General features: G+C 72.4%; 22 protein-coding genes. 6 read left to right on the top strand and 16 right to left on the bottom strand.

Going from position 1 to position 25169, the window contains the following annotated elements:
• Positions 1-4: 4 nt before the first annotated feature.
• The 5 genes from zwf (at position 5) to ACWPQI_RS11855 (ending at position 6015) form a co-directional block, all read left to right on the top strand.
• Positions 5-1546 carry a glucose-6-phosphate dehydrogenase gene (zwf, locus tag ACWPQI_RS11875; protein WP_017682095.1) on the top strand — a complete coding sequence of 514 codons (1542 nt, stop codon included), beginning with the start codon at positions 5-7 and terminating at the stop codon, positions 1544-1546.
• Complete coding sequence (gene opcA, locus ACWPQI_RS11870; RefSeq protein WP_371851032.1) at positions 1543-2451, top strand: glucose-6-phosphate dehydrogenase assembly protein OpcA; 909 nt, start codon at positions 1543-1545, stop codon at positions 2449-2451. The genes zwf and opcA overlap by 4 nt, the downstream gene beginning before the upstream one ends.
• Positions 2444-3211 carry a 6-phosphogluconolactonase gene (gene pgl / locus ACWPQI_RS11865; protein ID WP_010595097.1) on the top strand — a complete coding sequence of 256 codons (768 nt, stop codon included), beginning with the start codon at positions 2444-2446 and terminating at the stop codon, positions 3209-3211. Before opcA ends, pgl begins: the two co-directional genes overlap by 8 nt.
• Before the next feature lie 345 nt (positions 3212-3556).
• Positions 3557-4039, top strand: a complete 483-nt coding sequence (locus ACWPQI_RS11860; protein WP_010595098.1) for an SRPBCC domain-containing protein — start codon at positions 3557-3559, stop codon at positions 4037-4039.
• 89 nt (positions 4040-4128) lie between these two features.
• On the top strand, positions 4129-6015 hold the full coding sequence (locus ACWPQI_RS11855) for an alkyl/aryl-sulfatase (protein WP_017682093.1): 1887 nt from the start codon (positions 4129-4131) through the stop codon (positions 6013-6015).
• A 39-nt stretch (positions 6016-6054) separates the two neighbouring features.
• Here the strand turns inward: ACWPQI_RS11855 and ACWPQI_RS11850 are convergent, their stop codons facing one another.
• The 16 genes from ACWPQI_RS11850 to rpe all read right to left on the bottom strand — a co-directional run bounded on the left by ACWPQI_RS11850 (position 6055) and on the right by rpe (position 22700).
• Entirely contained in the window at positions 6055-6465 is a 411-nt protein-coding gene (locus ACWPQI_RS11850; protein WP_040271526.1) for a nuclear transport factor 2 family protein, read from the bottom strand.
• A gap of 117 nt (positions 6466-6582) precedes the next feature.
• Positions 6583-9354, bottom strand: a complete 2772-nt coding sequence (ppc, locus tag ACWPQI_RS11845) for a phosphoenolpyruvate carboxylase (protein ID WP_010595101.1) — start codon at positions 9352-9354, stop codon at positions 6583-6585.
• Between the two features lie 70 nt (positions 9355-9424).
• Positions 9425-9658 carry a preprotein translocase subunit SecG gene (secG, locus tag ACWPQI_RS11840; protein WP_003939471.1) on the bottom strand — a complete coding sequence of 78 codons (234 nt, stop codon included), beginning with the start codon at positions 9656-9658 and terminating at the stop codon, positions 9425-9427.
• Positions 9659-9731: 73 nt separating this feature from the next.
• Positions 9732-10514: a triose-phosphate isomerase gene (tpiA, locus tag ACWPQI_RS11835; protein WP_010595102.1), complete on the bottom strand. Its 783-nt coding sequence runs from the start codon at positions 10512-10514 to the stop codon at positions 9732-9734.
• Between the two features lies 1 nt (position 10515).
• On the bottom strand, positions 10516-11742 hold the full coding sequence (locus tag ACWPQI_RS11830; RefSeq protein ID WP_010595103.1) for a phosphoglycerate kinase: 1227 nt from the start codon (positions 11740-11742) through the stop codon (positions 10516-10518).
• 20 nt (positions 11743-11762) lie between these two features.
• Complete coding sequence (gene gap, locus ACWPQI_RS11825) at positions 11763-12782, bottom strand: type I glyceraldehyde-3-phosphate dehydrogenase (protein ID WP_010595104.1); 1020 nt, start codon at positions 12780-12782, stop codon at positions 11763-11765.
• Positions 12783-12937: 155 nt separating this feature from the next.
• On the bottom strand, positions 12938-13915 hold the full coding sequence (gene whiA, locus ACWPQI_RS11820; protein WP_017682091.1) for a DNA-binding protein WhiA: 978 nt from the start codon (positions 13913-13915) through the stop codon (positions 12938-12940).
• Positions 13912-14967: a gluconeogenesis factor YvcK family protein gene (locus ACWPQI_RS11815; RefSeq protein WP_010595106.1), complete on the bottom strand. Its 1056-nt coding sequence runs from the start codon at positions 14965-14967 to the stop codon at positions 13912-13914. Before ACWPQI_RS11815 ends, whiA begins: the two co-directional genes overlap by 4 nt.
• Positions 14964-15818: an RNase adapter RapZ gene (gene rapZ, locus ACWPQI_RS11810; RefSeq protein ID WP_172603666.1), complete on the bottom strand. Its 855-nt coding sequence runs from the start codon at positions 15816-15818 to the stop codon at positions 14964-14966. Before rapZ ends, ACWPQI_RS11815 begins: the two co-directional genes overlap by 4 nt.
• A 71-nt stretch (positions 15819-15889) precedes the next feature.
• The gene (gene uvrC, locus ACWPQI_RS11805; protein ID WP_210062867.1) at positions 15890-18082 is read right to left on the bottom strand and encodes an excinuclease ABC subunit UvrC; all 2193 of its coding nucleotides are present in this window, start codon (positions 18080-18082) and stop codon (positions 15890-15892) included.
• A gap of 9 nt (positions 18083-18091) precedes the next feature.
• Positions 18092-18565 carry a PH domain-containing protein gene (locus ACWPQI_RS11800; protein WP_017682233.1) on the bottom strand — a complete coding sequence of 158 codons (474 nt, stop codon included), beginning with the start codon at positions 18563-18565 and terminating at the stop codon, positions 18092-18094.
• The gene (gene ribH / locus ACWPQI_RS11795; RefSeq protein ID WP_017682234.1) at positions 18562-19044 is read right to left on the bottom strand and encodes a 6,7-dimethyl-8-ribityllumazine synthase; all 483 of its coding nucleotides are present in this window, start codon (positions 19042-19044) and stop codon (positions 18562-18564) included. The genes ACWPQI_RS11800 and ribH overlap by 4 nt, the downstream gene beginning before the upstream one ends.
• Positions 19045-20295, bottom strand: coding sequence for a bifunctional 3,4-dihydroxy-2-butanone-4-phosphate synthase/GTP cyclohydrolase II (locus ACWPQI_RS11790; RefSeq protein WP_006937680.1), 1251 nt, complete (start codon positions 20293-20295; stop codon positions 19045-19047).
• 60 nt (positions 20296-20355) lie between these two features.
• Positions 20356-20964, bottom strand: a complete 609-nt coding sequence (locus ACWPQI_RS11785; protein ID WP_010595111.1) for a riboflavin synthase — start codon at positions 20962-20964, stop codon at positions 20356-20358.
• Positions 20965-20976: 12 nt separating this feature from the next.
• Positions 20977-22020, bottom strand: a complete 1044-nt coding sequence (gene ribD, locus ACWPQI_RS11780; protein WP_228287154.1) for a bifunctional diaminohydroxyphosphoribosylaminopyrimidine deaminase/5-amino-6-(5-phosphoribosylamino)uracil reductase RibD — start codon at positions 22018-22020, stop codon at positions 20977-20979.
• Positions 22017-22700, bottom strand: coding sequence for a ribulose-phosphate 3-epimerase (rpe, locus tag ACWPQI_RS11775; RefSeq protein ID WP_026138115.1), 684 nt, complete (start codon positions 22698-22700; stop codon positions 22017-22019). Before rpe ends, ribD begins: the two co-directional genes overlap by 4 nt.
• 172 nt (positions 22701-22872) lie before the next feature.
• On the opposite strand from rpe, the gene ppsA reads away from it, so the two are divergent.
• Positions 22873-25152, top strand: coding sequence for a phosphoenolpyruvate synthase (gene ppsA, locus ACWPQI_RS11770; protein ID WP_010595114.1), 2280 nt, complete (start codon positions 22873-22875; stop codon positions 25150-25152).
• Positions 25153-25169: the final 17 nt, after the last annotated feature.

The raw sequence follows: 25169 nt of genomic DNA, 5'->3' as shown, positions 1-25169 counted from the left end.
CGCGGTGCGCGGACCCGAGACGGCGGCGTGGGTCAATCCACTCCGGGACGAGCGTGATCGTCGGCTACCCCGGATCGCCGGGCCGTGTGCCCTGGTGATCTTCGGGGTCACCGGCGACCTCGCCCGCCGCAAGCTGATGCCGGCGGTGTACGACCTGGCCAACCGCGGTCTGCTGCCGCCCGGGTTCGCGCTCGTCGGCTTCGCGCGACGGGACTGGGCCGACGAGGACTTCGGTCAGGTCGTGCACGATGCCGTGAAGGCCAACTCGCGCACCAAGTTCCGGGAGGAGGTGTGGAATCGTCTGGCCGAGGGCATCCGGTTCGTGCAGGGCAGCTTCGACGACGACGCCGCGTTCACCGAACTCGCCTCGACGCTGGCCGAGCTGGACAAGGCCCGCGGCACGGGCGGCAACCACGCCTTCTACCTGTCCATCCCGCCGAACGCGTTCCCGGTGGTGTCCGCGCAGCTCAAACGGTCCGGACTCGCGATCGCGCAAGACGGCACCTGGAGCCGGGTGATCATCGAGAAGCCGTTCGGTCACGACCTGACGAGCGCCCAGGAACTGAACCGGCTGGTCGCCGAGGTGTTCCCCGAGGAGGCGGTGTTCCGCATCGACCACTACCTCGGCAAGGAGACGGTGCAGAACATCCTGGCGTTGCGATTCGCGAATCAGTTGTTCGATCCGCTGTGGAACGCGCACTACGTCGACCACGTGCAGATCACGATGGCGGAGGACATCGGTCTCGGCGGCCGCGCCGGCTACTACGACGGCATCGGCGCCGCCCGGGACGTGATCCAGAACCACCTGCTGCAGCTGCTCGCGTTCATCGCGATGGAGGAACCGATCAGCTTCGACCCGGCGGAGTTGCGGGCGGAGAAGATCAAGGTGCTGTCCGCGACCCGGCTCGCCGAGCCCCTCGACGAGACCACCGCGCGCGGCCAGTACATCGCCGGCTGGCAGAACGGCGGGCAGGTCGTCGGCCTGCACGAGGAGCAGGGCTTCGCCGCCGACTCGACCACCGAGACCTACGCGGCGATCACCTGCGAGATCGACACCCGCCGCTGGGCCGGAGTGCCGTTCTACCTGCGCACCGGCAAGCGTCTGGGCCGGCGCGTCACCGAGATCGCGATCGTGTTCAAGCGGGCCCCGCACCTGCCGTTCGACCAGACGATGACCACCGAGCTCGGCCAGAACGCCCTCGTCATCCGCGTGCAGCCCGACGAGGGGGTCACCCTCCGCTTCGGTTCCAAGGTGCCCGGCTCGAGCATGGAGGTCCGCGACGTCAACATGGACTTCAGCTACGGCCAGGCGTTCACCGAGTCCTCCCCCGAGGCGTACGAGCGGCTGATCCTCGACGTGCTGCTCGGCGTGCCGTCGCTCTTCCCTGTCGACGACGAGGTCGAGCTGTCGTGGAGGATCCTCGACCCGGTGCTCGAGCGCTGGGCGGCGCACGGCAAGCCCGAGCCGTACGAGGCCGGCACCTGGGGGCCGTCGTCGGCCGACGAGATGCTCCGCCGCTCGGGCCGCGAATGGAGACGCCCGTGAGGATGCAGCTGCGCAACGCCACCGCGATCGACATCAGCAAACAGCTCGTCCAGCTGCGGCAGACCGGCGGCATCGTCACGCAGGGGCGCGTGCTCACCCTGGTGGTGTGCACCGACGGTCCACGCGGCCTCGAGGCCGCGATCACCGCGGCCATCGGGGCGTCGCGGGAGCATCCGTGCCGCGTGATCGTCGTCGGCCGCGGCCGCGCGGGCGACGAACCGCGCATGGATGCGGAGATCCGCATAGGCGGTGACGCCGGGGCCTCGGAGGTGCTGATCCTCGCGTTGCACGGCCCGCTCGCCGACCACCAGGAATCGGTGATCGTGCCGTTCCTGCTGCCGGACACCCCGGTGGTGGTGTGGTGGCCGAACACCCCTCCCGAGGTGCCGGCGGCGGACCCGGTGGGGCGGCTCGCCGTGCGACGCCTGACCGATGCGACGAACTCGTCGCGCCCGATGACCGAGATCGTCTCGCGGCTGTCCGGCTACACCCCCGGCGACACCGACCTCGCGTGGGGCCGGATCACGTATTGGCGGGCGCTGCTCGTCTCCGCGCTCGACCAGCCACCGTTCGAGCCGGTCGAGTCGGCGCTGGTATCGGGACTCGGCAGCGAACCGGCGGTGGATCTGCTCGCGGGCTGGCTCGCGAGCCGTATCGACGGCCCGGTGCACCGCGCGGTGGGCGATCTGCGGGTCGAGTTGCGCACCCGAACCCAGACGATCTCGCTCGAGCGGCCTCAGGACGGGCGCGTGGCCACGCTGCGGCGCACCGGCAAACCCGATTCGCTGATCACGCTCGCACGCCGCGACTCCTCGGAATGCCTCGCCGAGGAACTGCGGCGGCTCGATCCCGACGAGGTGTACCACGCGGCCCTGACGGCCCTGTCGAAGGTGGAATATGTCTGACGCGCGCCACATCTCCGGGAACGTCCACGTGCGGCGCTTCGAGTCGGGCGACGAGCTCGCGCGGGCGGCCGCCGCAGCGTTCGTCGAGACCGTGGTCGCCGCGCAGCGCGACCGCGGCCACGCCGCGGTGGTGCTGACCGGCGGCGGCACCGGCATCGCCGTGCTCGACGCGGTCCTGCGGGCTCCCGGCGGAATCGACTGGTCCGCGGTCGACGTGTACTTCGGCGACGAGCGGTACCTGCCGCCGGGCGATCCCGAGCGCAACGAGGTCCAGGCCCGCGCGGCGCTGCTCGACCACGTGCCGCTCGATCCGGCGCGGGTGCACGCGATGCCCACCCTCGACGAGGCCGGGGCCGGTTCCCCCGAGTCGGCGGCCCGCGCGTACGCGCAGGTGCTCGCCGCGAACTCCTCCGACGGCAGCACCCCCGAGTTCGACGTGCACCTGCTGGGGATGGGCGGCGAGGGACACGTCAACTCGCTGTTCCCGCACACCGACGCGGTGCGCGAGCAGGATCGCTTCGTCGTCGGCGTCGACGACTCCCCCAAGCCGCCCGCCGCGCGGGTCACGCTCACCCTCCCGGCGGTCCGCCGTGCCCGGCAGGTGTGGCTCCTCGTCACCGGCGCGGCCAAGGCCGAGGCCGTCGCGGCCGCGGTGGGCGGCGCCGACGCGGTGGACATCCCGGCCGCCGGGGCGCGGGGCCGCGAACAGACCGTGTGGTTCCTCGACACGGAGGCCGCCGCGGCGCTGCCCGCGGGCTGACCGTCACCACCGCCGCCCGTCCCGGTCGGGTCCGCCGGACCGCGGATCCGGGGGCACACGGCCGTCGGTCACGCCGCAACGCAGGCGTGCCGCCCAGCTCGGATTGCGGGTCGCGCGCAGCCCGGTGAGGCGGCCACGGCGGCATCGCTCCGTCCTACGGTCCATCGCGAAGCTCCTCCCCTACGGTGTTCCCTGCCCAGTTCGGTGTTCCCAGTTCCGTGTTCCCTGCCCAGTTCGACGCCGCGGCCACCCCCGCGGTTCCCGCGGGACGGCCCGGCGCATACCCGGCGGGCTGCGCTCCGGCGGACCACAATGGGGACAGCACTGCGTGGAAAGGAGCCTTCGATGAGCACCCCGACCACCGTCCTGGGCGAGATCCGGCCCGAGCACGGCTGTCCGGACGGGTCCTCCCTCGTCACCCTGCACTACGTGCGCAGCTTCGCCCTGCCGGTCGGCGAGGTGTGGGCGGCGCTGACCGACCGGCTCGAACACTGGTACGGACGGTGGACGGGCGACCCCGCCTCGGGACGGGTGCAGCTGACGATGACCGACGAGCACGACACGGCGACGACGGACGTGCGGATCCTGCGCTGCGACCCGCCCCACGTCCTCGTCGTCGACCAGGACGGGTGGCAACTCGAGCTCACGACGAAGCAGGTGGGGGTCGTCACCACCCTCGAGTTCTCGCACCGGCACGTCCCGCGGTCGGAGACCTCGGAGATCGGTCCCGGCTGGCAGTACTACCTCGACCGGCTCGACGCCGTGCTCGGCGGCCGGGCCCTGCCGCACTGGGAGGGCTACCTCGAACTCGCCGACGAGTATCGGTGAGTCGCACCCGATTCCGGTGATCACCGGCCTGCGCCGGCAACGTCCTCTACGCTCGGGGCACCGCGCAACTTCCGGGGAGGACGGCGGCCATGAGCGCTTCCGGTGCCAGCGAGACCACTCGGCGGAACCTGCAGGCCGCGGCGGCCACGCTGCCCGCGGACGACGGGCAGGACTTCGAGGATGCGACGCGCGGGTTCGTCGGCCGCAGCGAGCAACGGACGATCACCACCGCGGACGGACGCGTGGTGTGGGACCTCGACGCCTACGCGTTCCTCGACGGGCCCGCCCCGCCGACGGCGCATCCGAGTCTGTGGCGGCAGAGCCGGCTGCTCACCGAGGACGGCCTGTTCGAGGTGGTGCCGGGGATCTACCAGTTGCGCGGGTTCGACCTGTCGGTGATGACCGTCGTCGAGGGTGACACCGGGGTGATCGTGATCGACCCGCTGATCAGCGCGGAGACCGCCGCGGCGGCGCTGACGCTGTACCGGCGGCACCGCGGCGACCGGCCCGTGTCCGGAATGATCTACACCCACTCCCATGTCGACCACTTCGGTGGCGTCGAGGGGGTGCTCGACGCGGAACTCGTCGCGGCCGGGACGGTCCCGGTCGTCGCCCCGGCCGGGTTCCTCGAACATGCGGTGTCGGAGAACCTGTTCGCGGGCACGGCGATGTCGCGGCGCTCGGGTTACATGTACGGGGCGGCGCTCGGGAAGGGGCCGGCCGGTCAGATCGGTGCCGGGCTGGGCCAGACCACGTCGGCCGGCACCGTCACGCTCATCGCGCCGACCGTCGACATCACCGCGACCGGGCAGGAGCTCACCGTCGACGGGGTACGGATGGTCTTCCAGCTGACCCCCGGCACCGAGGCCCCCGCCGAGACGAACATCTGGTTCCCCGAGCGGCGCGCGCTGTGCGCGGCCGAGAATGCCACCCACACCATGCACAACATCCTCACGTTGCGCGGTGCGGTGGTGCGCGACGCGCACGCCTGGGGCCACTACCTCAACGAGACGATCGGCCTGTGGGGCGACGCGCTCGAGGTCGTGTTCGCCTCGCACCACTGGCCGACCTGGGGCCGGGAGCGAGCGCTCGAATTCCTCGCCGTGCAGCGCGACATGTACCTGTACCTGCACGATCAGACGGTGCGGATGATGAATCAGGGCCTCGTGGGCGCGGAGATCGCCGAACGGTTCGAGTTGCCCCCGGCCCTGGCGGCGGCGTGGCACACCCACGGCTACTACGGCTCGGTGAGCCACAACGTCAAGGCGATCTACCAGCGGTACATGGGGTGGTACGACGGCAACCCCGCCAACCTGTGGGCCCATCCCCCGGCCGAGGCCGCCCGCCGGTACGTCGACGCCATGGGCGGCGCCGACGCCGCCCTCGCCGTCGCGCGAGGTGCCTTCGAGGAGGGCGACTACCGCTGGGTGCTCGAGGTCTGCAAACATCTGCTGTTCACCGACGACACCGATCAGGCCGCCCGGGACCTGCAGGCCGACGCGATGGAGCAACTCGCGTACGGCGCCGAGAACGGCACCTGGCGCTGCGTCTATCTGGCCGGCGCGAAGGAACTCCGCGAGGGAATCTTCGGGTCGCCGGTGCAGTCCTCGGGCGACTTCCTCGATGCGCTGACCGTCCCGCAGCTGTTCGACAGCCTGGCGGTGCGGGTGGACGGACCCCGCGCGTGGGATCTGCAGCTGGTGATCACGTGGGTCCTGACCGACCTCGGGACCACGTATCTCACGGAACTGCGCCACGGCGTGCTCAACCATCGGACCGTGCCCGAGCCGCCGCCGGACAGCACCGTGTTCACCCTCACCCGCCGCGCCCTGATCGGTGCCCTCACCGGGCAGCTGGATGCGGCGGCGGCCCTCGCGGACGGGACGATCGCGGTGACGGGCGACCCGACGGTGGTGGCCCGGCTCGTCGAGGTGCTCGCACCGGTGGATCCGGACTTCGCGATCGTCACGCCCTGACGTCCGCCTCGGCCGGACCCGCGGTGCACGCGCCGCGGGTCAGCCGGGCCGGAGGACGCCGAAGTCGCCGAGGTCGTGGGAGATGGTGAAGGTGCGCGACGTCAGGCGCCAGCCGTCCCGGGTGCGGACCCACCGGTCGTCGTACTCGCCGAAGCACTCGTAGCTCGCCCCGGCGGCCGGGCCCGCGCCCACGTGGTGGACGCGGGCGTACGTCAGCGACCGGGCCCGGTCGCCGTCGACCTCGATGCGGTGGTTGCCCAGCAAGTGCTGCGAGGGTCCGCAGCCGCCGAGATGGGCGCGGACCACGGCGACGATGCCGTCGCGCCCCGCCGCGCCGTAGCCGGTCGCGGAGTCGGTGAAGGCGGCACCGAGACCGGCCCAGTCCCGGCGGTCGAGGGCGGAGGCGAGTTCGGCGAGCCGTTCGACGATCTGTTCGCGGTCATGAGTCACCCGTCCAGGTGTAGCGGGTCACGGCCGTTCGGCGCGCCGTCGTCCCGCTGAGCGGGCAGCTCCGGCCGGTCCGGCCCGGCCGGTCCGGCCGCTGCCGCCCCGGCCTGCTGCCCGGCGCTAGCCGCTGTTCCGCAGCGCGGTCGCGAGGCCGTTCATCGTCAGCTGGATGCCGCGGCGGACCCGGTCGGTGTCCTCCCCCGCCCGGAACCGGCGCAGCAACTCGACCTGCAGGTGGTTCAGCGGCTCGAGGTACGGGAAGCGGTTGTGCACCGACCGGGCGAGCGCCGGGTTGTCCGCGGTGAGCTCGGAGTGCCCCGTGATCGCCAGGTAGACGCGCACGGTGCGCTCGTGTTCCGCGGTGATCTTGTCGAACACCCGGTCCCGCAGGTCCGGGTCCGGCACCAGTTCGGCGTAGCGCGCCGCGAGACCGAGGTCGGACTTGGCCAGCACCATCGCCATGTTGGACAGCACGGTGCGGAAGAACGGCCAGCGCCGATACAGGCCGGTGAGGGTGGCCAGGCGCGCCTCGTCGCCCGCGATCCAGGTCTCGACGGCCGTCCCGGTGCCGTACCAGCCGGGCAGCATGACACGGGACTGGGTCCATGCCAGCACCCAGGGGATCGCCCGCAGGTCGGCGATCGACGACGTCGGCTTGCGCGAGGTGGGCCGGCTGCCGATGTTCAGGGCCCCGATCTCCGCGACCGGCGTGGCCGTCCGGAAGTACTCGACGAAGCCCGGGGTCTCGTGCACGAGATCGCTGTAGGCGGCGCGGGCAAGTTCGGCGAGCTCGTCGAGCACCGCGTACGCCGGGCCGGCGTCGCTGCCGAGTCCCTCGACGTCGAGGAGGGTGGACTCGAGGGTCGCGGCGACGAGGGACTCGAGATTGCGGCGCGCCAGCTTCGGCTCGGCGTACTTCGCCGCGATCACCTCACCCTGCTCGGTCAGGCGCAGCGAGCCGGCGACGGCCCCGGGCGGCTGCGCAAGGATCGCGTCGTAGCTCGGTCCGCCGCCGCGACCGACGGTGCCGCCGCGGCCGTGGAACAGGCGCAGCCGGATCCCGGCGGTGCGCGCGGCCTCCACCAGGTCGAGTTCGGCCCGGTACAGCGCCCAGTTCGCGGCGAGGTAGCCGCCGTCCTTGTTCGAGTCCGAATAGCCCAGCATGACCTCCTGGACCCCGCCGGCGGAGTCGACGAGGTTGCGGAACTCGGGGACGGCGAGGGCGGCGGTGAGGATCTCGGCGCCGTGCCGCAGATCGTCGATGGTCTCGAACAGCGGGATCACCGCGACCGGGCAGCGCGGCCCGGCGATGTCGTGCTCGACGAGGCCGGCCTCGTCGAGCAGAACCAGCGCCTCGAGCAGATCCGAGACCGAGCTGCACATGCTGACGATGTAGTGCGGCACGGCATCCGGGCCCAACCGGGTCACGGCGTCGGCGGCGGCACGGAGCACGCCGAGTTCACGGGCGGTGTCGGCGCCGAGCCGCGCGCCGGGCGCGCTGAGGGGACGGCGGGTGCGCAGTTCGGCCGCGAGCAGCGCGACCTTCTCCTCCTCGGGCAGCGCCGGGTAGTCGTCGGTGACACCGGCCCAGCTGAACAGTTCGGCGATCACCCGGCCGTGCACCTCCGCGTTCTGCCGCAGGTCGAGGGAGGCGAGGTGGAAGCCGAAAGCCTCGACGGCGCCGCGCACGTGCGCGAGCCGGTCGTCGGCGAGGACCGCGCTGCCGCCGGCGCGCAGGGCGGCGTCGAGGATGTCGAGGTCGGCGAGCAGTTCGGCGGGCGTGTCGTAGGCGGTCAGCCGGCTCGGCACCGCGTGCGGCGGTGGGTCGTCGAGCAGTCGCGCCGCGGTGGCGGTCAGGCGGCCCCGGATGCCGCGCAGCGCGCGGCGGTACGGTTCGTCGGCGCGCGACGGGGCGGCGTCACCGGAGGCGTCGGCGAGGCGGGCCAGGTCGTCGGTGACGCGGACCAGACGTGCGGACATCGACAGCTCCTGCTCGAGCCGTTCGAGCTCGGCGAGGTGATGGCCGAGGGCGGTCGCGGCGGCCCGGTCGGTGGCGCGGTGGACGACCTCGGCGGTGACGTTGGGGTTGCCGTCGCGGTCGCCGCCGATCCAGGTTCCGGTGCGCACCAACGGGTCCGGCAGCAGCGGGACGCCGGGCCAGCGTTCGCGCAGGGCGCGCCGGACCTCGGCGTTGAGGGCCGGGACGACGCGGAACAGGGCGGCGTCGTAGTAGCGCAGGCCCACTTCGATCTCGTCCTGGATGCGCAGGCGGGCGAGCCGGATGAGGGCGGTCTGCCACAGGGTGAGGATCTGCCGCCACAGGTGCAGGTCGATGTCGGATCGCTCGTCGGGTTCGGCGCGTTCGCGGCGGCGCATGAGATCGGTGATGCGGGTCTGCACGTCGAAGACGGTGCGGCGGCGGGTCTCGGTGGGGTGGGCGGTGATCACCGGGGAGACGAGGGCGCCGTCGAGCGCGGCGGCGACCTCGGCGGGGTCGAGTTCGGCGGCGTCGAGCTTGCGGTAGGTGGCGGCCAGGGAGCTGTCCTGTGCCGGCTCCCCGGCGCGCACGTGCACGGCGCGGCGGCGTTCCCGGTGCAGGTCCTCGGCGAGGTTCGCCAGCAGCGCGAAGTGGCTGAAGGCCCGGATGACGGGGAGGGTGTCGTCGGTGGGGACGTCGGCGAACATCGCCGCGAGTTCGGCGCGGTCGATCTCGGAGCGGCGCACGCGGAAGCTCTCGACGCGGGCGCGTTCGACGAGGGCGAAGAGGTGCTCGCCGGCCTGTTCGCGGACGATGCGGCCCAGCATCCCGCCGAGCAGCCGGATGTCCTGGCGCAGAGGTTCGGTGGCGGAGCGGGACCCGGAGGGGTCGGCCGGGCGGGCGGTATCCGTCATCCGGTCAGTATCGCGGCCGACGCACGACGGCGCGACCCGGAAGTCCGGGTCGCGCCGTCGTGCGCAGTGCTCAGCTGAACTTGATCTGCAGGCCGATGCCGAGGATGGCGATCAGCCAGACGATGCCGGTGAACACGGTCAGCCGGTCGAGGTTCTTCTCGGCGACACTGGAGCCGGACAGGCTGGACTGGACACCGCCACCGAACAGGGTGGACAGACCGCCGCCCTTGCCGCGGTGCAGCAGCACGAGCAGGATCAGCAGCAGGCTGGTGGTGATCAGCAGGATGTCGAGGAACAGTGCCATGGCGCCAGACTACAGGGCGCCGTCGCGGCGCCCTTCCGGGCCTCGGGGGATCCGGAAGGGCACCGCGGGTGCCTTACAGCGGCCCGCCCGCGGCGATGGCGGACAGCTGGGCGAACTCGTCGGCCTTGAGCGAGGCACCGCCGACGAGACCGCCGTCGATGTCGAGCTGGGCGATCAGTTCGCCGACGTTCTTGGCGTTGACCGAGCCGCCGTAGAGCACGCGGACGGCGTCGGCGGTCTCCGGGGAGGCGAGCTCGGCGAGGGTGGCGCGTACCGCCGCGCACACCTCCTGGGCGTCGGCGGCCGAGGCCACCTTGCCGGTGCCGATGGCCCAGACCGGCTCGTACGCGACGACGATCTTCGCGATGTCGTCGGACGAGAGCCCCGCGAGGGATCCGCGCAGCTGGGCGACGTTGTGGGACACGTGCTGACCGGCTTCGCGGATGTCGAGGCCTTCGCCGATGCACACGATCGGGGTCAGGCCGTGCCGCAACGCCGCCTTGGTCTTGGCGAGGACGATCTCGTCGGTCTCGCCGTGCAGGGTGCGTCGCTCCGAGTGGCCGACCACCACGTAGGTGCACCCCAGCTTGGCCAGCATCGCGCCGCTGATCTCTCCGGTGTAGGCACCCGAGTCGTGGGCCGAGACGTCCTGCGCACCGTAGGTGAGCAGCAGCTTGTCGCCCTCGATCAGCGTCTGCACGCTGCGGATGTCGGTGAACGGCGGCAGCACCGTCACGTCCACCTTCTCGAGGTACTTCTCCGGCAGCGCGAAGGCGATCTTCTGCACGAGGGCGATGGCCTCGAGGTGGTTGAGGTTCATCTTCCAGTTGCCGGCGATGAGCGGCTTTCGGGTCATCTCAGGCCTCCGGTGCGGTGTCGTCGAGGGCGCTGATCCCGGGCAGCTCCTTGCCCTCGAGGTATTCGAGGGAGGCGCCGCCGCCGGTGGAGATGTGGGAGAACCCGTCCTCGGGGAGGCCGAGCAGACGCACGGCCGCGGCCGAGTCGCCGCCGCCGACGACGCTGAACGCGCCGGAGCGGGTGGCCTCGACGATCGCCTCGGCGACCCCCTTGGTGCCGGCCGCGAACTTCTCGAACTCGAACACGCCCATCGGGCCGTTCCAGAACACGGTCTTGGCGCCGGTGAGGTACTGGGCGAACCGGGCCACCGACTCGGGTCCGATGTCCAGGCCCATCCAGCCGTCGGGGATCTCGGTGGTGGGCACCGTCTTCGCCTCGGCGTCGGCGGCGAAGGAGTCGGCGACGACCACGTCCTGCGGGATGTGGATGACGTCGCCGAACCGCTCGAGCAGGTCCTTGCACGTCTCGGTCATCGATTCCTCGAGCAGCGAGTTGCCCACCGGGATGCCTTGCGCGGCAAGGAAGGTGAAGCACATACCGCCACCGATGACGAGGGTGTCGACCTTGGGGGCGAGGGCTTCGATGACGGCGAGCTTGTCGGAGACCTTCGAGCCGCCGAGCACCACCGCGTAGGGCCGCTCCGGGTCGCTCGTGAGCTTGGCGAGGACCTCGACTTCGGCGGCGACGAGGTTGCCCGCGTAGTGCGGGAGCAGCTTCGCCACGTCGTACACCGAGGCCTGCTTGCGGTGCACCACGCCGAAGCCGTCGGAGACGAAAGCCCCGTCGTCGCCGACGAGTTCGACGAGGTCGCGGGCCAGCGCCTGCCGCTGCGCCTCGTCCTTGCTGGTTTCGCGCGGATCGAAGCGAATGTTCTCGAGCAGGAGGATGTCGCCGTCGGTCAGGCCTTCCGAGCGGGCCAGCGCGTCCTGCCCGACGACGTCGCCGGCGAGCTGGACGTTGCGGCCGAGCACGTCGCCGAGTTTCGCCGCGACCGGGGCGAGGGAGAACTTCGGATCGGGCTCGCCCTTGGGCCGGCCCAGGTGGGCGGTGACGACGACCTTCGCGCCCGCCTCGGCGAGCGCGGCGATCGTCGGGGCGGACGCGATGATGCGACCGGGGTCGGTGATCGTCGCGCCGTCCAGCGGGACGTTGAGGTCCGAGCGCACCAGCACGCCACGGCCCTCGACGCCGGCGGCGAGCAGATCCTCGAGAGTCTGAACTGCCACTGTTCGACTGTCCTGTTCGGTCAGAGGGACTTCGAGACCAGGCCGATGAGGTCGACCAGGCGGTTGGAGTAGCCCCACTCGTTGTCGTACCAGGAGACGATCTTGACCTGGTCGTCGATGACCTTGGTCAGGCCGGCGTCGTAGATCGACGAGTGCGGATCGGTGACGATGTCCGAGGAGACGATCTCGTCCTCGGTGTACTTGAGGATGCCCTTGAGCGGGCCCTCGGCGGCCGCCTTCATCGCCGCGTTGATCTCCTCGACGGAGGCCGGGGTGGCGAGGTTGGCGGTCAGGTCGGTGACCGAGCCGGTGGGGATCGGCACGCGCAGGGCGTAGCCGTCGAGCTTGCCGACCAGCTGCGGCAGGACGAGACCGATGGCCTTGGCGGCGCCGGTGCCGGTGGGCACGACGTTCAGGGCGGCGGCGCGGGCGCGGCGCAGATCCTTGTGCGGGCCGTCCTGCAGGTTCTGGTCCTGGGTGTAGGCGTGGACCGTGGTCATCAGGCCCTTGACGATGCCGAAGCTGTCGTCGAGGACCTTGGCGATCGGTCCGAGGCAGTTGGTGGTGCACGAGGCGTTGGAGATGATGTTCTGGCTGCCGTCGTACTTGTCGTCGTTGACACCCATCACGACGGTGAGGTCCTCGCCCTTGGCGGGCGCCGAGATGATCACCTTCTTGGCGCCGGCGTCGAGGTGACCCTTCGCCTTCGACGCGTCGGTGAAGATGCCCGTCGACTCGACGACGACGTCGACGCCCAGGTCGCCCCACGGCAGCGCGGCCGGGCCTTCCTTGACCTCGAGGGCCTTGATCCGGTGGTCGCCGACGACGATGGTGTCCTCACCGTCGAGGCTGACATCCTGCGGCAGCCGGCCGAGGATCGAGTCGTACTTGAGCAGGTGGGCCAGAGTCGCGTTGTCGGTGAGGTCGTTGACCGCGACGATCTCGATGTCGGTGGTGCCGAGCGCCTTCTGCGCCTCGACAGCCCGGAAGAAGTTACGTCCGATACGACCGAAGCCGTTCACGCCTACCCGGACAGTCACAATTACGCTCCTTTGCCCATTTCTTCTGGTTGTGCCAGTGTTGCCCGCCGCGGCGCCGGAGACATCGGCGCCCACCGGCAGGACTCATCGGTCGATGTGACCCCTACCCTATCTGCGGTGCCGGCGGAGTGCGGCAGGAGGCCCGGGCCGGTCGGCTAGGCCTCGTCGAGCAGCTCCGGGGTCACTGCCGATTCGGTGTCGGGGATGCCGAGATCCTTGGCGCGGCGATCGGCCATGGACAGCAGTCGGCGGATGCGTCCGGCGACGGCGTCCTTCGTCATCGGGGGGTCGGCGAGCTGGCCCAGTTCCTCGAGGGAGGCCTGCCGGTGCTGGACGCGCAGGGCGCCCGCCGCGGCGAGGTGGTCGGGCACGTCGTCGCCGAGGATCGCCAGGGCCCGTTCGACGCGGGCGGCCGCGGCCACGGCGGCGCGCGCGGAGCGGCGCAGGTTGGCGTCGTCGAAGTTGGCGAGCCGGTTGGCGGTGGCGCGGACCTCGCGCCGCATCCGGCGCTCCTCCCAGGTCAGCCGGGTGTCCTGGGCACCCATGTGGGTGAGCAGCGCCCCGATGGCTTCGCCGTCGCGCACGACGACCCGGTCGGCGCCGCGCACCTCGCGGGCCTTGGCGGCGATGCCGAGGCGGCGGGCGGCGCCGACGAGCGCGAGCGCGGCCTCCGGGCCGGGGCAGCTGACTTCGAGGGCGGAGGAGCGGCCCGGCTCGGTGAGCGAGCCGTGGGCGAGGAAGGCGCCGCGCCACGCCGCTTCGGCGTCGGCGATGCTGCCGCCGACGACCGGGGCGGGTAGGCCCCGCACCGGGCGGCCACGCACGTCGAGCAGGCCGGTCTGACGGGCGAGGGCCTCGCCTTCCTTGGCGACGCGCACCACGTAACGTGAGCTCTTGCGCAGTCCGCCGGCGCCGAGGACGTGCACCTCCGCCGAGTAGCCGTAGAGCTCGAAGATCTCGCGGCGCAACCGGCGGGCGATCGACCCGAGGTCCACCTCGGCCTCCACGACGACGCGGCCGCCGACGATGTGCAGCCCGCCGGCGAAGCGCAGGAGGGCGGACACCTCGGCCTTGCGGCTGCTGGTGCGGGTGACCGCCAGCCGGCTCAGCTCGTCCTTGACCTCCGCTGTCATTGCCACGTCGGGATCTCCCTTCCGTCCCGCTGCGCGAGATCCCGGGGGCGGGCCGCGTCGGGCAGGTGTCGTTCCAGGACCGCCGCCAGTTTGGCGGGATCGTGTCGGTGGGTGCCGGTCTCGGCGACGTCGGCGTAGACCACCCGGGCGCCGAATCCGGCGGCCGCCCGGCACAGGTGTTCGCGTTCGCGTCCTTCGGGTACCGACGCGGAGTCGACGACCACGTGGTCGACCCGGAAGTCGGGGGCGTGCTGGGCCAGCACGTGCAGATGCCGCTCGGTGGAGAATCCGGCGGTCTCCCCCGGTTCGGCAGCGAGGTTGAGCACCAGCACCTTGTGGGCGGGCGCCGCCACCAGCGCCTCGTGCAGCTCGGGGACGAGCACGTGCGGGATGACGCTCGAGAACCACGAGCCGGGCCCGAGCACGACGAGGTCGGCGGCGCCCACCGCGTCGAGCGCGTCGGGGCACGCCGGCGGGTCGGCCGGGATCAGCCGCACGCGCCGCACCTTGCCGGGGGTGGTGGCGACGGCGACCTGCCCGCGGATGATCCGGCTGGCGCGCGGATCGGATTCGAGGCCGGAGACGTCCGCCTCGATGTCGAGGGCGATCGGCGACATCGGCAGCACCCGGCCGCGCACCTCGAGCAGCTCGGCGACGCGGTCGAGCGCGGCCACGGGGTCGCCGAGCACCTCGGTCAGTCCGGCCAGGATCAGGTTGCCGACCGAGTGTCCCGCCAGGGCGCCGGTGCCGCCGAACCGGTGCTGGACCGTCTCGGTCCAGGTGTGGATGCGGGGGGTGTCCGCGGCGAGCGCGGCCAGGGCCATGCGCAGGTCGCCGGGCGGGATGACGCCGAGTTCGGCGCGCAGCCGCCCGGAGGACCCCCCGTCGTCGGCGACGGTGACGACGGCGGTGACGCGGTTACTGAGCCGGCGGACGGCGCTGAGGGTGGCGTACAGGCCGTGGCCGCCGCCCAGGGCGACGATCGACGGTTCCGGCGCGGCGACCTGCCCGCCGGGCCCGGGTGCGGGGGCCGCGGTGCCGGGGCCCGTCATTCGCGCCCCAGATCCCGGTGCGCGACGTGCACCGCCAGCGTCGGGTCGGTTTCCAGGCGCGCGGCGAGGGCCTCGCTCATCGCCACGCTGCGGTGCTTGCCGCCGGTACATCCCACCGCGATCGTCATGTAGCGCTTTCCCTCCCGGCGGTAGCCGGCCGTGGTCAGTTCGAGGAGCCGATGATAGGTCTGCAGGTAGTCCTGGGCCCCGTCCCGGCTCAGCACGTAGTCGCGGACGTCGTCGTCCTGGCCGGTGTGCGGGCGCAGTTCGGGCACCCAGTGCGGGTTGGGCAGGAACCGCACGTCGCACACCACGTCCGCGTCCATCGGCAGACCGTACTTGAACCCGAAGGATTCGACGGTGACCCGGATCGAGTCGGCGTCGCCGTCCCCGAACGCGGAGTCGATCTTGCGGCGTAGTTCCGGACCGGACAGCGACGACGTGTCGACCACCAGATCGGCGGCCGCCTTCACCCCGGCGAGCTGGGCGCGTTCGGCGGCGATGCCGTCGGTGAGGGTGCGGTCGGCGGTGTCGGCCTGCAGCGGGTGGCTGCGCCGGACCTGCTCGAAACGACGCACGAGGACCTCGTCGGTGGCCTCGAGGAACAGCACCCGGGTGCGCACGGGCCGGGCGGCCAGTTCGGTGACGACCCAGCCGAGGTCGCCGGTGAACAGGCGGCTGCGGACGTCCATGACCACGGCGAGGCGCTGCAGGGGCGGGTCGGCCTGCACCGCGAGATCGACCATCGAGGTGACCAGTTGCGGGGGCAGATTCTCGGCGACGAACCAGCCGAGATCCTCGAGTGCCGTCGCGGCGGTGCTCAGGCCGGCCCCGGACAGGCCGGTGACCAGGGCGACCTCGGCGCGCGGGCGGAGTTCACCCCGCGGCCGGGGTCGAGGCTGCGCCGTCTGCGCCTGCTGCGTCACCGTTCCGTCTCCGTTCGTCCGCCCGACACGCCGACGGTGCCATCATCACTCACCGGCGTGTCCGGCGCAGCCTCGCCCGCCGTCTCGGTGTCCGGGGCGTCGCCGCGCAGGGCGTCGAGCACGGCGCGGGCGGTGGCGACACCGATGCCCGGCACCGCGGTGATCTCCTCCACGCTCGCCTCCCGCAGCCGGGCCACCGACCCGAAGTGCGCGACGAGCGCGTTGCGCCGCGCCTGCCCGAGCCCGCGAACCCCGTCGAGCGCGGACGCGGTCATCCGCCGGGACCGCTTGCTGCGGTGGTAGGTGATGGCGAAGCGGTGCGCCTCGTCGCGCACCCGCTGCAGCAGGTAGAGCGATTCGCTGGTGCGCGGCAGGATGACCGGGTCTTCCTCTCCCGGCACCCACACCTCCTCGAGCCGTTTGGCCAGGCCGATCACCGCGACGTCGGTGATGCCGAGTTCGTCGAGCACCTCCGCCGCGGCGGCGACCTGCGGGGCACCACCGTCGACGACGTACAGGTTCGGCGGGTACGCGAAGCGGCGGGGCCGCCCGGTGGCCGGGTCGAGCGCGGCCTCCGGGGCGAGGTCACCGCCGTCGCCGTCGCGGGCGGCGACCGGGTCACCGCGGCGGGCCGCGTCCGGGTCACCGCGGCGGGCCGCGTCCGGGTCACCGCGGCGGGCCGCGACCAGGTCACCGCCGGCCGCGGCGAGGTCCCGGTTGTGCCGCAGGAATCGGCGCCGGGTCACCTCGGCGATGGAGGCGACGTCGTCGGAGCGGCCGTCGCCGGCGGCCTCGCGGATGGCGTAGTGGCGGTAGTCGGACTTGCGGGGCAGGCCGTCCTCGAACACCACCAGCGACGCCACGACGTCGGTGCCCTGGACGTGGCTGATGTCGACGCACTCGATGCGCAGCGGGGCCGAGTCCAGGTCGAGGGCCTCCTGGATGCCCTGCAGGGCGGCCGAGCGGGCGGTGAAGTCACCGGCGCGGCGCAGCTTGTGCTGGGTCAGCGCCTCGTGCGCGTTGCGCTGCACGGTCTCGGCGAGGGCCTTCTTGTCCCCGCGTTGCGGTACCCGCAGCCGCACCGGCCCCCCGCGCAGGGTGCCGAGCCAGCGGCTCATCTCCTCCGGGTCGGGCGGCAGGGCGGGCACGAGCACCTCCCGCGGCACCGCGCTGCCGGCCGGTTCGGCCCCGGCCGCCGACAGCGCGGCCTCCTCGCCGTAGAACTGGGTGAGGAACTGCTCGACGAGCAGCGACACCTCCGTCTCGGCGTCGGACGCGCCTGCCGCGGTCTCGGGCCGGTCGACCACGTCCCCGGACTTCTCCACCACCCAGCCGCGCTGTCCGCGCACGCGGCCGCCGCGCACGTGGAACACCTGTACGGCCACCTCGAGCTCGTCGCCGGCGAAGGCGACGAGGTCGGCGTCGGTGCCGTCGCCGAGCACCACCGCCTGCTTCTCCATGGCCCGGCGCAGCGCCCCGAGGTCGTCGCGCAGGCGCGCGGCGGTCTCGAAGTCCAGGTCTTCGGCGGCGGCCTGCATGCGCTGTTCGAGGTCGCGGACCAGCTTGTCGGTGCGGCCGGCGAGGAAGTCGCAGAAGTCCTCGACGATGCGCCGGTGCTCGTCGGCGTCGACGCGGCCCACGCACGGCGCCGAGCACTTGTCGATGTAGCCGAGCAGGCACGGGCGGCCGATCTGCGCGTGACGCTTGAACACCCCGGCGGAGCAGGTGCGGGCCGGGAACACCCGCAGCAGCAGGTCCAGGGTCTCGCGGATGGCCCAGGCGTGGGAGTAGGGCCCGAAGTACCGCACGCCCTTGCGGCGCGGTCCTCGGTAGACGAACAGCCGCGGGTAGTCCTCGTTCAGCGTCACCGCGAGCATGGGGTAGGTCTTGTCGTCGCGGTAGCGGACGTTGAAGCGCGGATCGAACTCCTTGATCCAGTTGTATTCGAGCTGGAGCGCCTCGACCTCGGTGCCCACCACGGTCCACTCGACGGACCCGGCGGTGGTCACCATCTGGCGGGTCCGCGGGTGCAGCGACGCGACGTCGGCGAAGTACGAGTTCAGCCGCGAGCGCAGGCTCTTGGCCTTTCCGACGTAGACGACGCGGCCGTGCGGGTCGCGGAACTTGTACACCCCCGGCTCCACCGGGATGGTGCCGGGAGCAGGGCGATAGGTCGAGGGGTCGGGCACGGGTCCAGGCTAGTCGGCGGTGCCGACGCTCCCGCCGTACCGCTGTTCGAGCTCGCGGAACGCGGTCAGCGCCGCGACGGCGTGCTCGCCGTCGCGGGCCTGTACCGCGACGACGGGCACGTACTCGTCCTGCGGCAGCTCGAGCCTCGGCCACGGCTTGCCCTGGGGGAAGCTCATGCCCCGGACCTGATCCCAGCCGAACGTCTTCTCGCCGAGGATGTTGCGGACCGCCACGCCGGCGGCCCCGGCGCGCAGCCGGGGCCGGGTCAGCAGCAGCACACCGCCGGAGACGACCACCCCCACGCAGACGATGGCGATCTGATCGGCGAGGCGCAGGTTCACGCCGGTGTCGCCGCCGGCGCGCAGCACGAGCGCGGCCCCGATGTGGCCGAGCATGAGCAGGACCGCCGCGACGATCGCCCACCGGGTCATCTTGCGGCTGCGGACCTCGAGGTCCCAGACGGTGTCGGCGGCGGAGGTCACCGCGCGGCCCCGCGCAGCCGCCGCAGGGTGACGGCGGTGTCGAGGGCGGCGGCGCACGCCTGGCCGCCCTTGTCCTCGACGGAGCCGGGCAGTCCGGCCCGGTCGAGGGCCTGTTGTTCGTCGTTCGTGGTCAGGACGCCGTTGCCGACGGGGGTGCCCTCGTCCAACGCGATGCGGGTCAGCCCGTAGGTGACCGCGTCGCACACGTACTCGAAGTGCGGGGTGCCGCCGCGGATCACGACGCCGAGGGCGACGACCGCGTCGTGGGTACGGGCCAGCTGCTGGGCGACGACCGGCAGCTCGATCGCACCGGCGACGCGTTCGACGGTGACGTCGGTGACGCCGGCCTGCTCGGCGACGCGCTGCGCCCCGGCGACGAGCGCCTCGGAGATCTCGGTGTGCCAGCGGCCGGCGACGATGGCCAGCTTCAGCCCGGCCGCCTCGGACAGCTGCAGCTCGGGCAGTCCTTCGCCGCTCATCTACGCGTCCCCCGCCTCGTAGTCGTCCAGGCCGATCAGGTCGTGGCCCATGCGGTCCCGCTTGGTGCGCAGATAGGTGATGTTCTCGGAATTCGCGCGCAGCGGCATCGCCACCCGCTCGGTGATCTGCAGCCCGTAACCGTCGAGGCCGACCCGCTTGGCCGGGTTGTTGGTGAGCAACCGCATCGACGAGATGCCCAGGTCCACGAGGATCTGCGCGCCGATGCCGTAGTCGCGGGCGTCGGCGGGCAGGCCGAGCTGCAGGTTCGCGTCCACGGTGTCCGAGCCGGAGTCCTGGAGCTGGTAGGCCTGCAGCTTGTGCATCAGCCCGATGCCACGGCCCTCGTGTCCGCGCATGTACAGCACCACGCCGCGGCCCTCCATGGCCACCATCTCGAGTGCGGCGTCGAGCTGCGGGCCGCAGTCGCAGCGCAGCGAGCCGAACACGTCGCCGGTCAGGCACTCCGAGTGCACCCGCACGAGCACGTCGGCGCCCTCGCCGTCCGGGCCGGGGATGTCGCCGAGCACCAGCGCGACGTGTTCGACCTCGTCGTAGACGCTCTGGTAGCCGACGGCGGTGAAGTCGCCGTGCCGGGTGGGGATGCGGGCCTCGGCGATGCGCACCACGTGCTTCTCGTGCTTGCGGCGCCAGGCGATCAGGTCGGCGATGGAGATCAGGGCGAGCTTGTGTTCGTCGGCGAAGACCCGCAGTTCCTCGGTCTGAGCCATGTGGCCCTCGTCCTTCTGCGAGACGATCTCGCAGATCACCCCCGCCGGACGCAGGTCGGCCATGCGGGCGAGGTCGACGGCGGCCTCGGTGTGGCCGGGCCGGCGCAGCACGCCGCCCTCCTTGGCGCGCAGCGGCACCACGTGCCCGGGGCGGGTGAAGTCCTGCGCGGTGCTGTTCGGATCGGCGAGCAGGCGCATCGTCGTGGCCCGGTCCGACGCGGAGATGCCGGTGCCGATCCCTTCGCGCGCGTCGACGGTCACCGTGTAGGCGGTGCCGTGCTTGTCCTGGTTGGTCGAGTACATGGGGGGCAGGCCGAGGCGGTCGCAGTCCTCACCGGCCAGCGGCACGCACAGGTACCCGGAGGTGTAGCGCACCATGAACGCCACGAGTTCGGGGGTGGCCTTCTCGGCCGCGAAGATGAGGTCGCCCTCGTTCTCGCGGTCCTCGTCGTCGACCACGACGACCGCCTTGCCGGCTGCGATATCGGCGATCGCGCGCTCGATGGTGTCGAACCTCGTCACTTGCGTGGGCTCCAAAATCTCGTGTACGGACAAACTGATTGCCGAGTTCAACAGTACGACTCAGCGGCCGGCGGCCTGCAGCCGCTCCACATACTTGGCGATGACGTCGACCTCGAGGTTGACGAGCGTGCCGGGCGCGGCACTGCCCAGGGTGGTCAGCGACAACGTCGTCGGGATCAGGGAGATCTCGAACCACTCGTCGCCGGGCGTCCCGCCGAGGGCGGAAACGGTCAGCGAGACCCCGTCCACGGTGATCGAGCCCTTGTGCACCACGTACCGGGACACCTCCGCCGGCAGCGAGATCCGCACCACGGTCCAGTTCTCCGACGGGGTGCGGGAGAGCACGGTGCCGGTGCCGTCGACATGCCCCTGGACCAGGTGCCCGCCGAGACGGCTGTTCAGCGCCGCGGCCCGCTCCAGGTTGACGCGGCTGCCCGGACCGAGCTGCGACAGGCTCGAACGGTCGAGGGTCTCCTTCATCACATCGGCGGTGAAGGAGTCACCGCCCTGGACGTCGACGACGGTCAGGCACACACCGTTGACGGCGATGGAGTCGCCGTGGCCGGCGTCGGAGGTCACCACGGGCCCGCGGACGGTGAACCGCGCCGCGTCGGCGAGGTCCTCCCGCGCGACGATCTCCCCCAGTTCCTCCACGATCCCGGTGAACACGTACCCGCTCCTTCACTCCCGGTCGGGGACCAGGGTCAGCAACACGTCGGCGCCGACGGTTTCGACGCGCTCCCGACGAAACCGTAGCGCCTCGGCGATCGTGCCCACGCCCGCGTCCCGTACGGCGGACGGTCCGGCCCCGAGCAGGACCGGCGCGAGGTAGGCCTGGATGCGGTCGACCCGGCCGGCGGCGAGGAACGCCCCGGCCAGGCGCGGGCCGCCCTCGAGCAGCACGTCCGCCCGGTCCGCGAGCGCACCGAGCACCTCGTCGGGGTCGTGGGTGCGCAGCACCAGGGTCGGCGCGGCGTCGTCGAGAACCCGTGCGGTCCTGGGGATTTCACTTCGGCCGACGACGACGCGCAGCGGTTGGTGCGGGGCGAGCGAGCCGTCCGGCCGCCGGGCGGTCAACCACGGGTCGTCGGCGAGGACGGTGCCGGTGCCGACGACGATCGCGTCGAGGCGGGCACGCTCGGCGTGTACGCGGGCCCGTGCCTGCGGGCCGGAGATCCAGCGGCTCGTGCCGTCGGCCGCGGCGCTGCGCCCGTCCAGGCTCGCCGCGTACTTCCAGGTCACGTGGGGACGTCCCGTGCGCTGCCGGTGCAGCCAGGCGCGCAGCGCGCCCGCCTCGGCGAGTTCGGCGCCGAACCCGCCGTGCACGCTCACCCCGGCGGCGCGCAGGGTCTGTGCGCCGCCGGCGGCGGGCGGATTCGGATCGGTCACCGCGTAGTAGACGGCGGCGACGCCGGCACGCAGCAGCGCCTGGGCGCACGGCCCGGTGCGGCCGGTGTGGTTGCACGGCTCGAGGGTGACCACCGCGGTGCCGCCGCGGGCCCGCTCCCCCGCTTCGGTCAGGGCCACGACCTCGGCGTGCGGGCCGCCCGGCGGGCAGGTCGCCCCCACCCCGGCGACCTGCCCGGCCGCGTCGAGGATCACCGCGCCGACCGGCGGGTTGGGGGTGGTGGTGCCGCGCACCGATTCGCCGGCGTCGAGCGCGAGGCGCAGGGCCGCGTCGAGCGGTGCGCCGCTCACCGCCGCCCCGCGCGGAGCACCGCTCACGGGGCCAGGGTCAGGTGCGGGGAGGCGTGCGCGGCCCGCTCGCGCAGCTTGCGCACCGCCTCGCCCGGGTCGTCGGCCCCGTACACGGCCGACCCGGCGACGAAGCAGTCGACACCGGCCTCGGCGGCCGCCTCGATGGTGTCGGCGTTGATGCCCCCGTCGATCTCGACGAGCAGGGTCAGCTCGCCGGCGTCGACGAGGCGGCGGACGGCGCGGGCCTTGTCGAGCACGTCCGGGATGAAGGACTGGCCGCCGAATCCGGGCTCGACGCTCATCACCAGCAGCGTGTCGAACTCCTCGAGGATCTCGAGGTACGGCTCGATCGGGGTGCCGGGCTTGACGCTCAGCCCGGCCCGCGCACCGGCGGCCCGGATGTCGCGGGCGACGGCGACGGGGTTGTCGGTGGCCTCGACGTGGAAGGTGACGTTGTGGGCGCCCGCCTCGGCGTAGGGCGGCGCCCAGCGACCCGGATCCTCGATCATCAGATGGCAGTCGAGCGGGATGTCGGTCGCCTTCAGCAACGACTGCACGACCGGAAGGCCGAGGGTCAGGTTCGGGACGAAGTGCGCGTCCATGACGTCGACGTGCAGCCAGTGCGCGTCGGCGACCGCGGCGGCCTCGTCGGCGAGCCGGGCGAAGTCCGCGGAGAGGATGGAGGGAGCAATCATCGGGTGGGCCACGTCCACCGAGTTTAACGGTCCCGGCGGCGGACTCTGCCGCCCGTCACGGTGCCCGCGCCGCCGGCGCGGGTTTTCATGACTTTCGACCCCTGGTTCGGTCTGCTGGGCGATGCTTGAGTGGACGATGGCGGGTCCGGAACCGCTGGGCCCGATGCGGCAGTGGGGAGCGAGAATGGCCACGCACACGGTGTGGGTTCGACCGATCGGCGACGTGGGCGCGGAGGACGCGCCGACGGTGGGCGGCAAGTCCGCCAACCTCGGGGAGATGACCCGCGCCGGGTTCCCCGTGCCGCCCGCCTTCGCCATCACCACCGCCGCCTATCTCGATGCGATGGCCGCGGCGGGAGTGCGCGACCGGCTGCGCGCCGAGGCCGTCCCGGCCCCCGACATCGACGACGCGACGCTGATCCGCACCTCGGCGGAACTGGCGGCGCTGGTGACCGAGTCCACGGTGCCCGACGAAATTCGCGCCGCCATCGTCGCCGCCTACGAGAAACTGGGCGTGGACGTGCCGGTGGCGGTGCGGTCCTCCGCGCCCGCCGAGGACGCCGCGGACACCTCCTTCGCGGGAATCCACGAGTCGTACACCAACATCGCCGGTGCCGACGCGGTGGTGCGCGCCGTGCAGGCGTGCTGGGCGTCGCTGTGGTCCGAACGCGCCCGCACCTACCGCGGCCTGCGCGGGGTGACCGACGAACCGTCCATCGCCGTCGTGGTGCAGGTGATGGTGCGCTCGGAATCGTCGGGGGTGGCGTTCACGGCCGATCCGCGCACCGGCGAACTCGATCGCATCGTCGTCGAGGCCGCCCTCGGTCTGGGCGAGGTCGTCGTCGGGGGGCAGGTCGAGCCCGACACCTACGTCGTCGCCAAGGACGGCTTCACGGTGCTCGATGTACATCTCGGGCATCAGGAGTTCCAGATCGCCTCCACCGACGCCGGCGACAGCCGCGTCGCGGTCGATTCGTCACGGCAGATCCGCGTGCTCGACGAGGAGCAGCTCGGGAAGGTCGCGCGGCTCGCCGCGGACGTCGAACAGCACTACGGCCGGCCGCAGGACCTCGAGTTCGCGTTCGCCGAGGGTGAGCTGTGGATCGTGCAGACCCGCCCGATCACCACCCTCGGGATGCCTGCCGCCGCTGCGGCGTCGGGCAACGGACAGGCGGCGCCGCTGCTGACCGGGCTCGGTGCCGGCCCCGGCCGGGCCACCGGACGGGTCCGGGTGCTGCACGAGCTGGTCGACGGCAAGCGCCTGAGCGACGGGGAGATCCTCGTGGCCCCGATGACGCGCCCCGACTGGCTGCCGATCCTGCGCCGCGCCGGCGGCATCGTCACCGACGGCGGCGGCATCACCTGCCACGCCGCGATCGTCGGCCGCGAACTCGGCAAACCCGTCGTCGTGGGTGCCCGCACCGCGACGCAGGACCTGCAGGACGGCCAGCTGATCACCGTGGACGGCGACGCCGGCGTCGTCTTCGACGGGGAGGTCCGCGCCGAGCGGCCGGCCGCGGCCCAGACCGCCGCCCCGGCGGCCGCCGCATCCGCGCCGACCGTCACCGCGACAGCCGTGTACGTCAATCTCGCCACCCCGGACGCCGCGCAGGCCGTCGCCGACACCGACGTCGACGGGGTGGGGCTGCTGCGGGCGGAATTCATGATCACCGAGGCGCTCGCCGGCCAGCATCCCGCCTACATGATCGCGCAGGGCCGGCGCGAGGAGTACGTGTCGAAGATGGCCGACGGCGTCGCGCGGATCGCGGCGGCCTTCGCCCCGCGTCCGGTGGTGTACCGCGCGATCGACCTGCGCAGCAACGAGTTCGCGAACCTCGAGGGCGGCGAGACGGAGCCGGACGAGGAGAACCCGATGATCGGGTACCGCGGCTGCTTCCGCTACGTGCGCGACCCCGAGCTGTTCTCGCTCGACCTCGACGTCCTGCATCGCGTACGCGCGCAGCATCCCAACGTGCACCTGATGATCCCGTTCGTGCGCACCCGCTGGGAGCTGAAGGAATGCCTGGGCCAGCTCGACGCGCATCCGCTCGGCACCGATCGGCGGATGCTGCGCTGGATCATGGCCGAGGTCCCGTCGGTGGTGTACTGGCTGCCCGAATACGCGAAGCTCGGCATCCACGGCGTGTCGATCGGCAGCAACGACCTGACCCAGCTCGTGCTCGGCGTCGACCGCGACTCCGAGATGTGCAAGGACCTGTTCGACACGCTCGACCCGGCGGTGCTGGACGCGATCGACCACATCATCGAACGCGCGTCGGCGGCCGGCCTGACCACGTCGCTGTGCGGGCAGGCCGTCTCCACCAGCACCGAGCTCGCCGAGCATCTCGTGCGCCGGGGCATCACGTCGGTGTCGGTCACGCCGGACGCGGCCGCACAGACCCGGCGCACGGTGGCGCGGGCCGAGCAGCGGATCGTTCTGGACCGCGCCCGGCACGAGCACTGACGACCCCGGGCGACCGG

This window comes from Rhodococcus sp. LMD (genome assembly GCF_056108245.1).
This window is presented reverse-complemented; position numbering and strand designations above follow the sequence as displayed.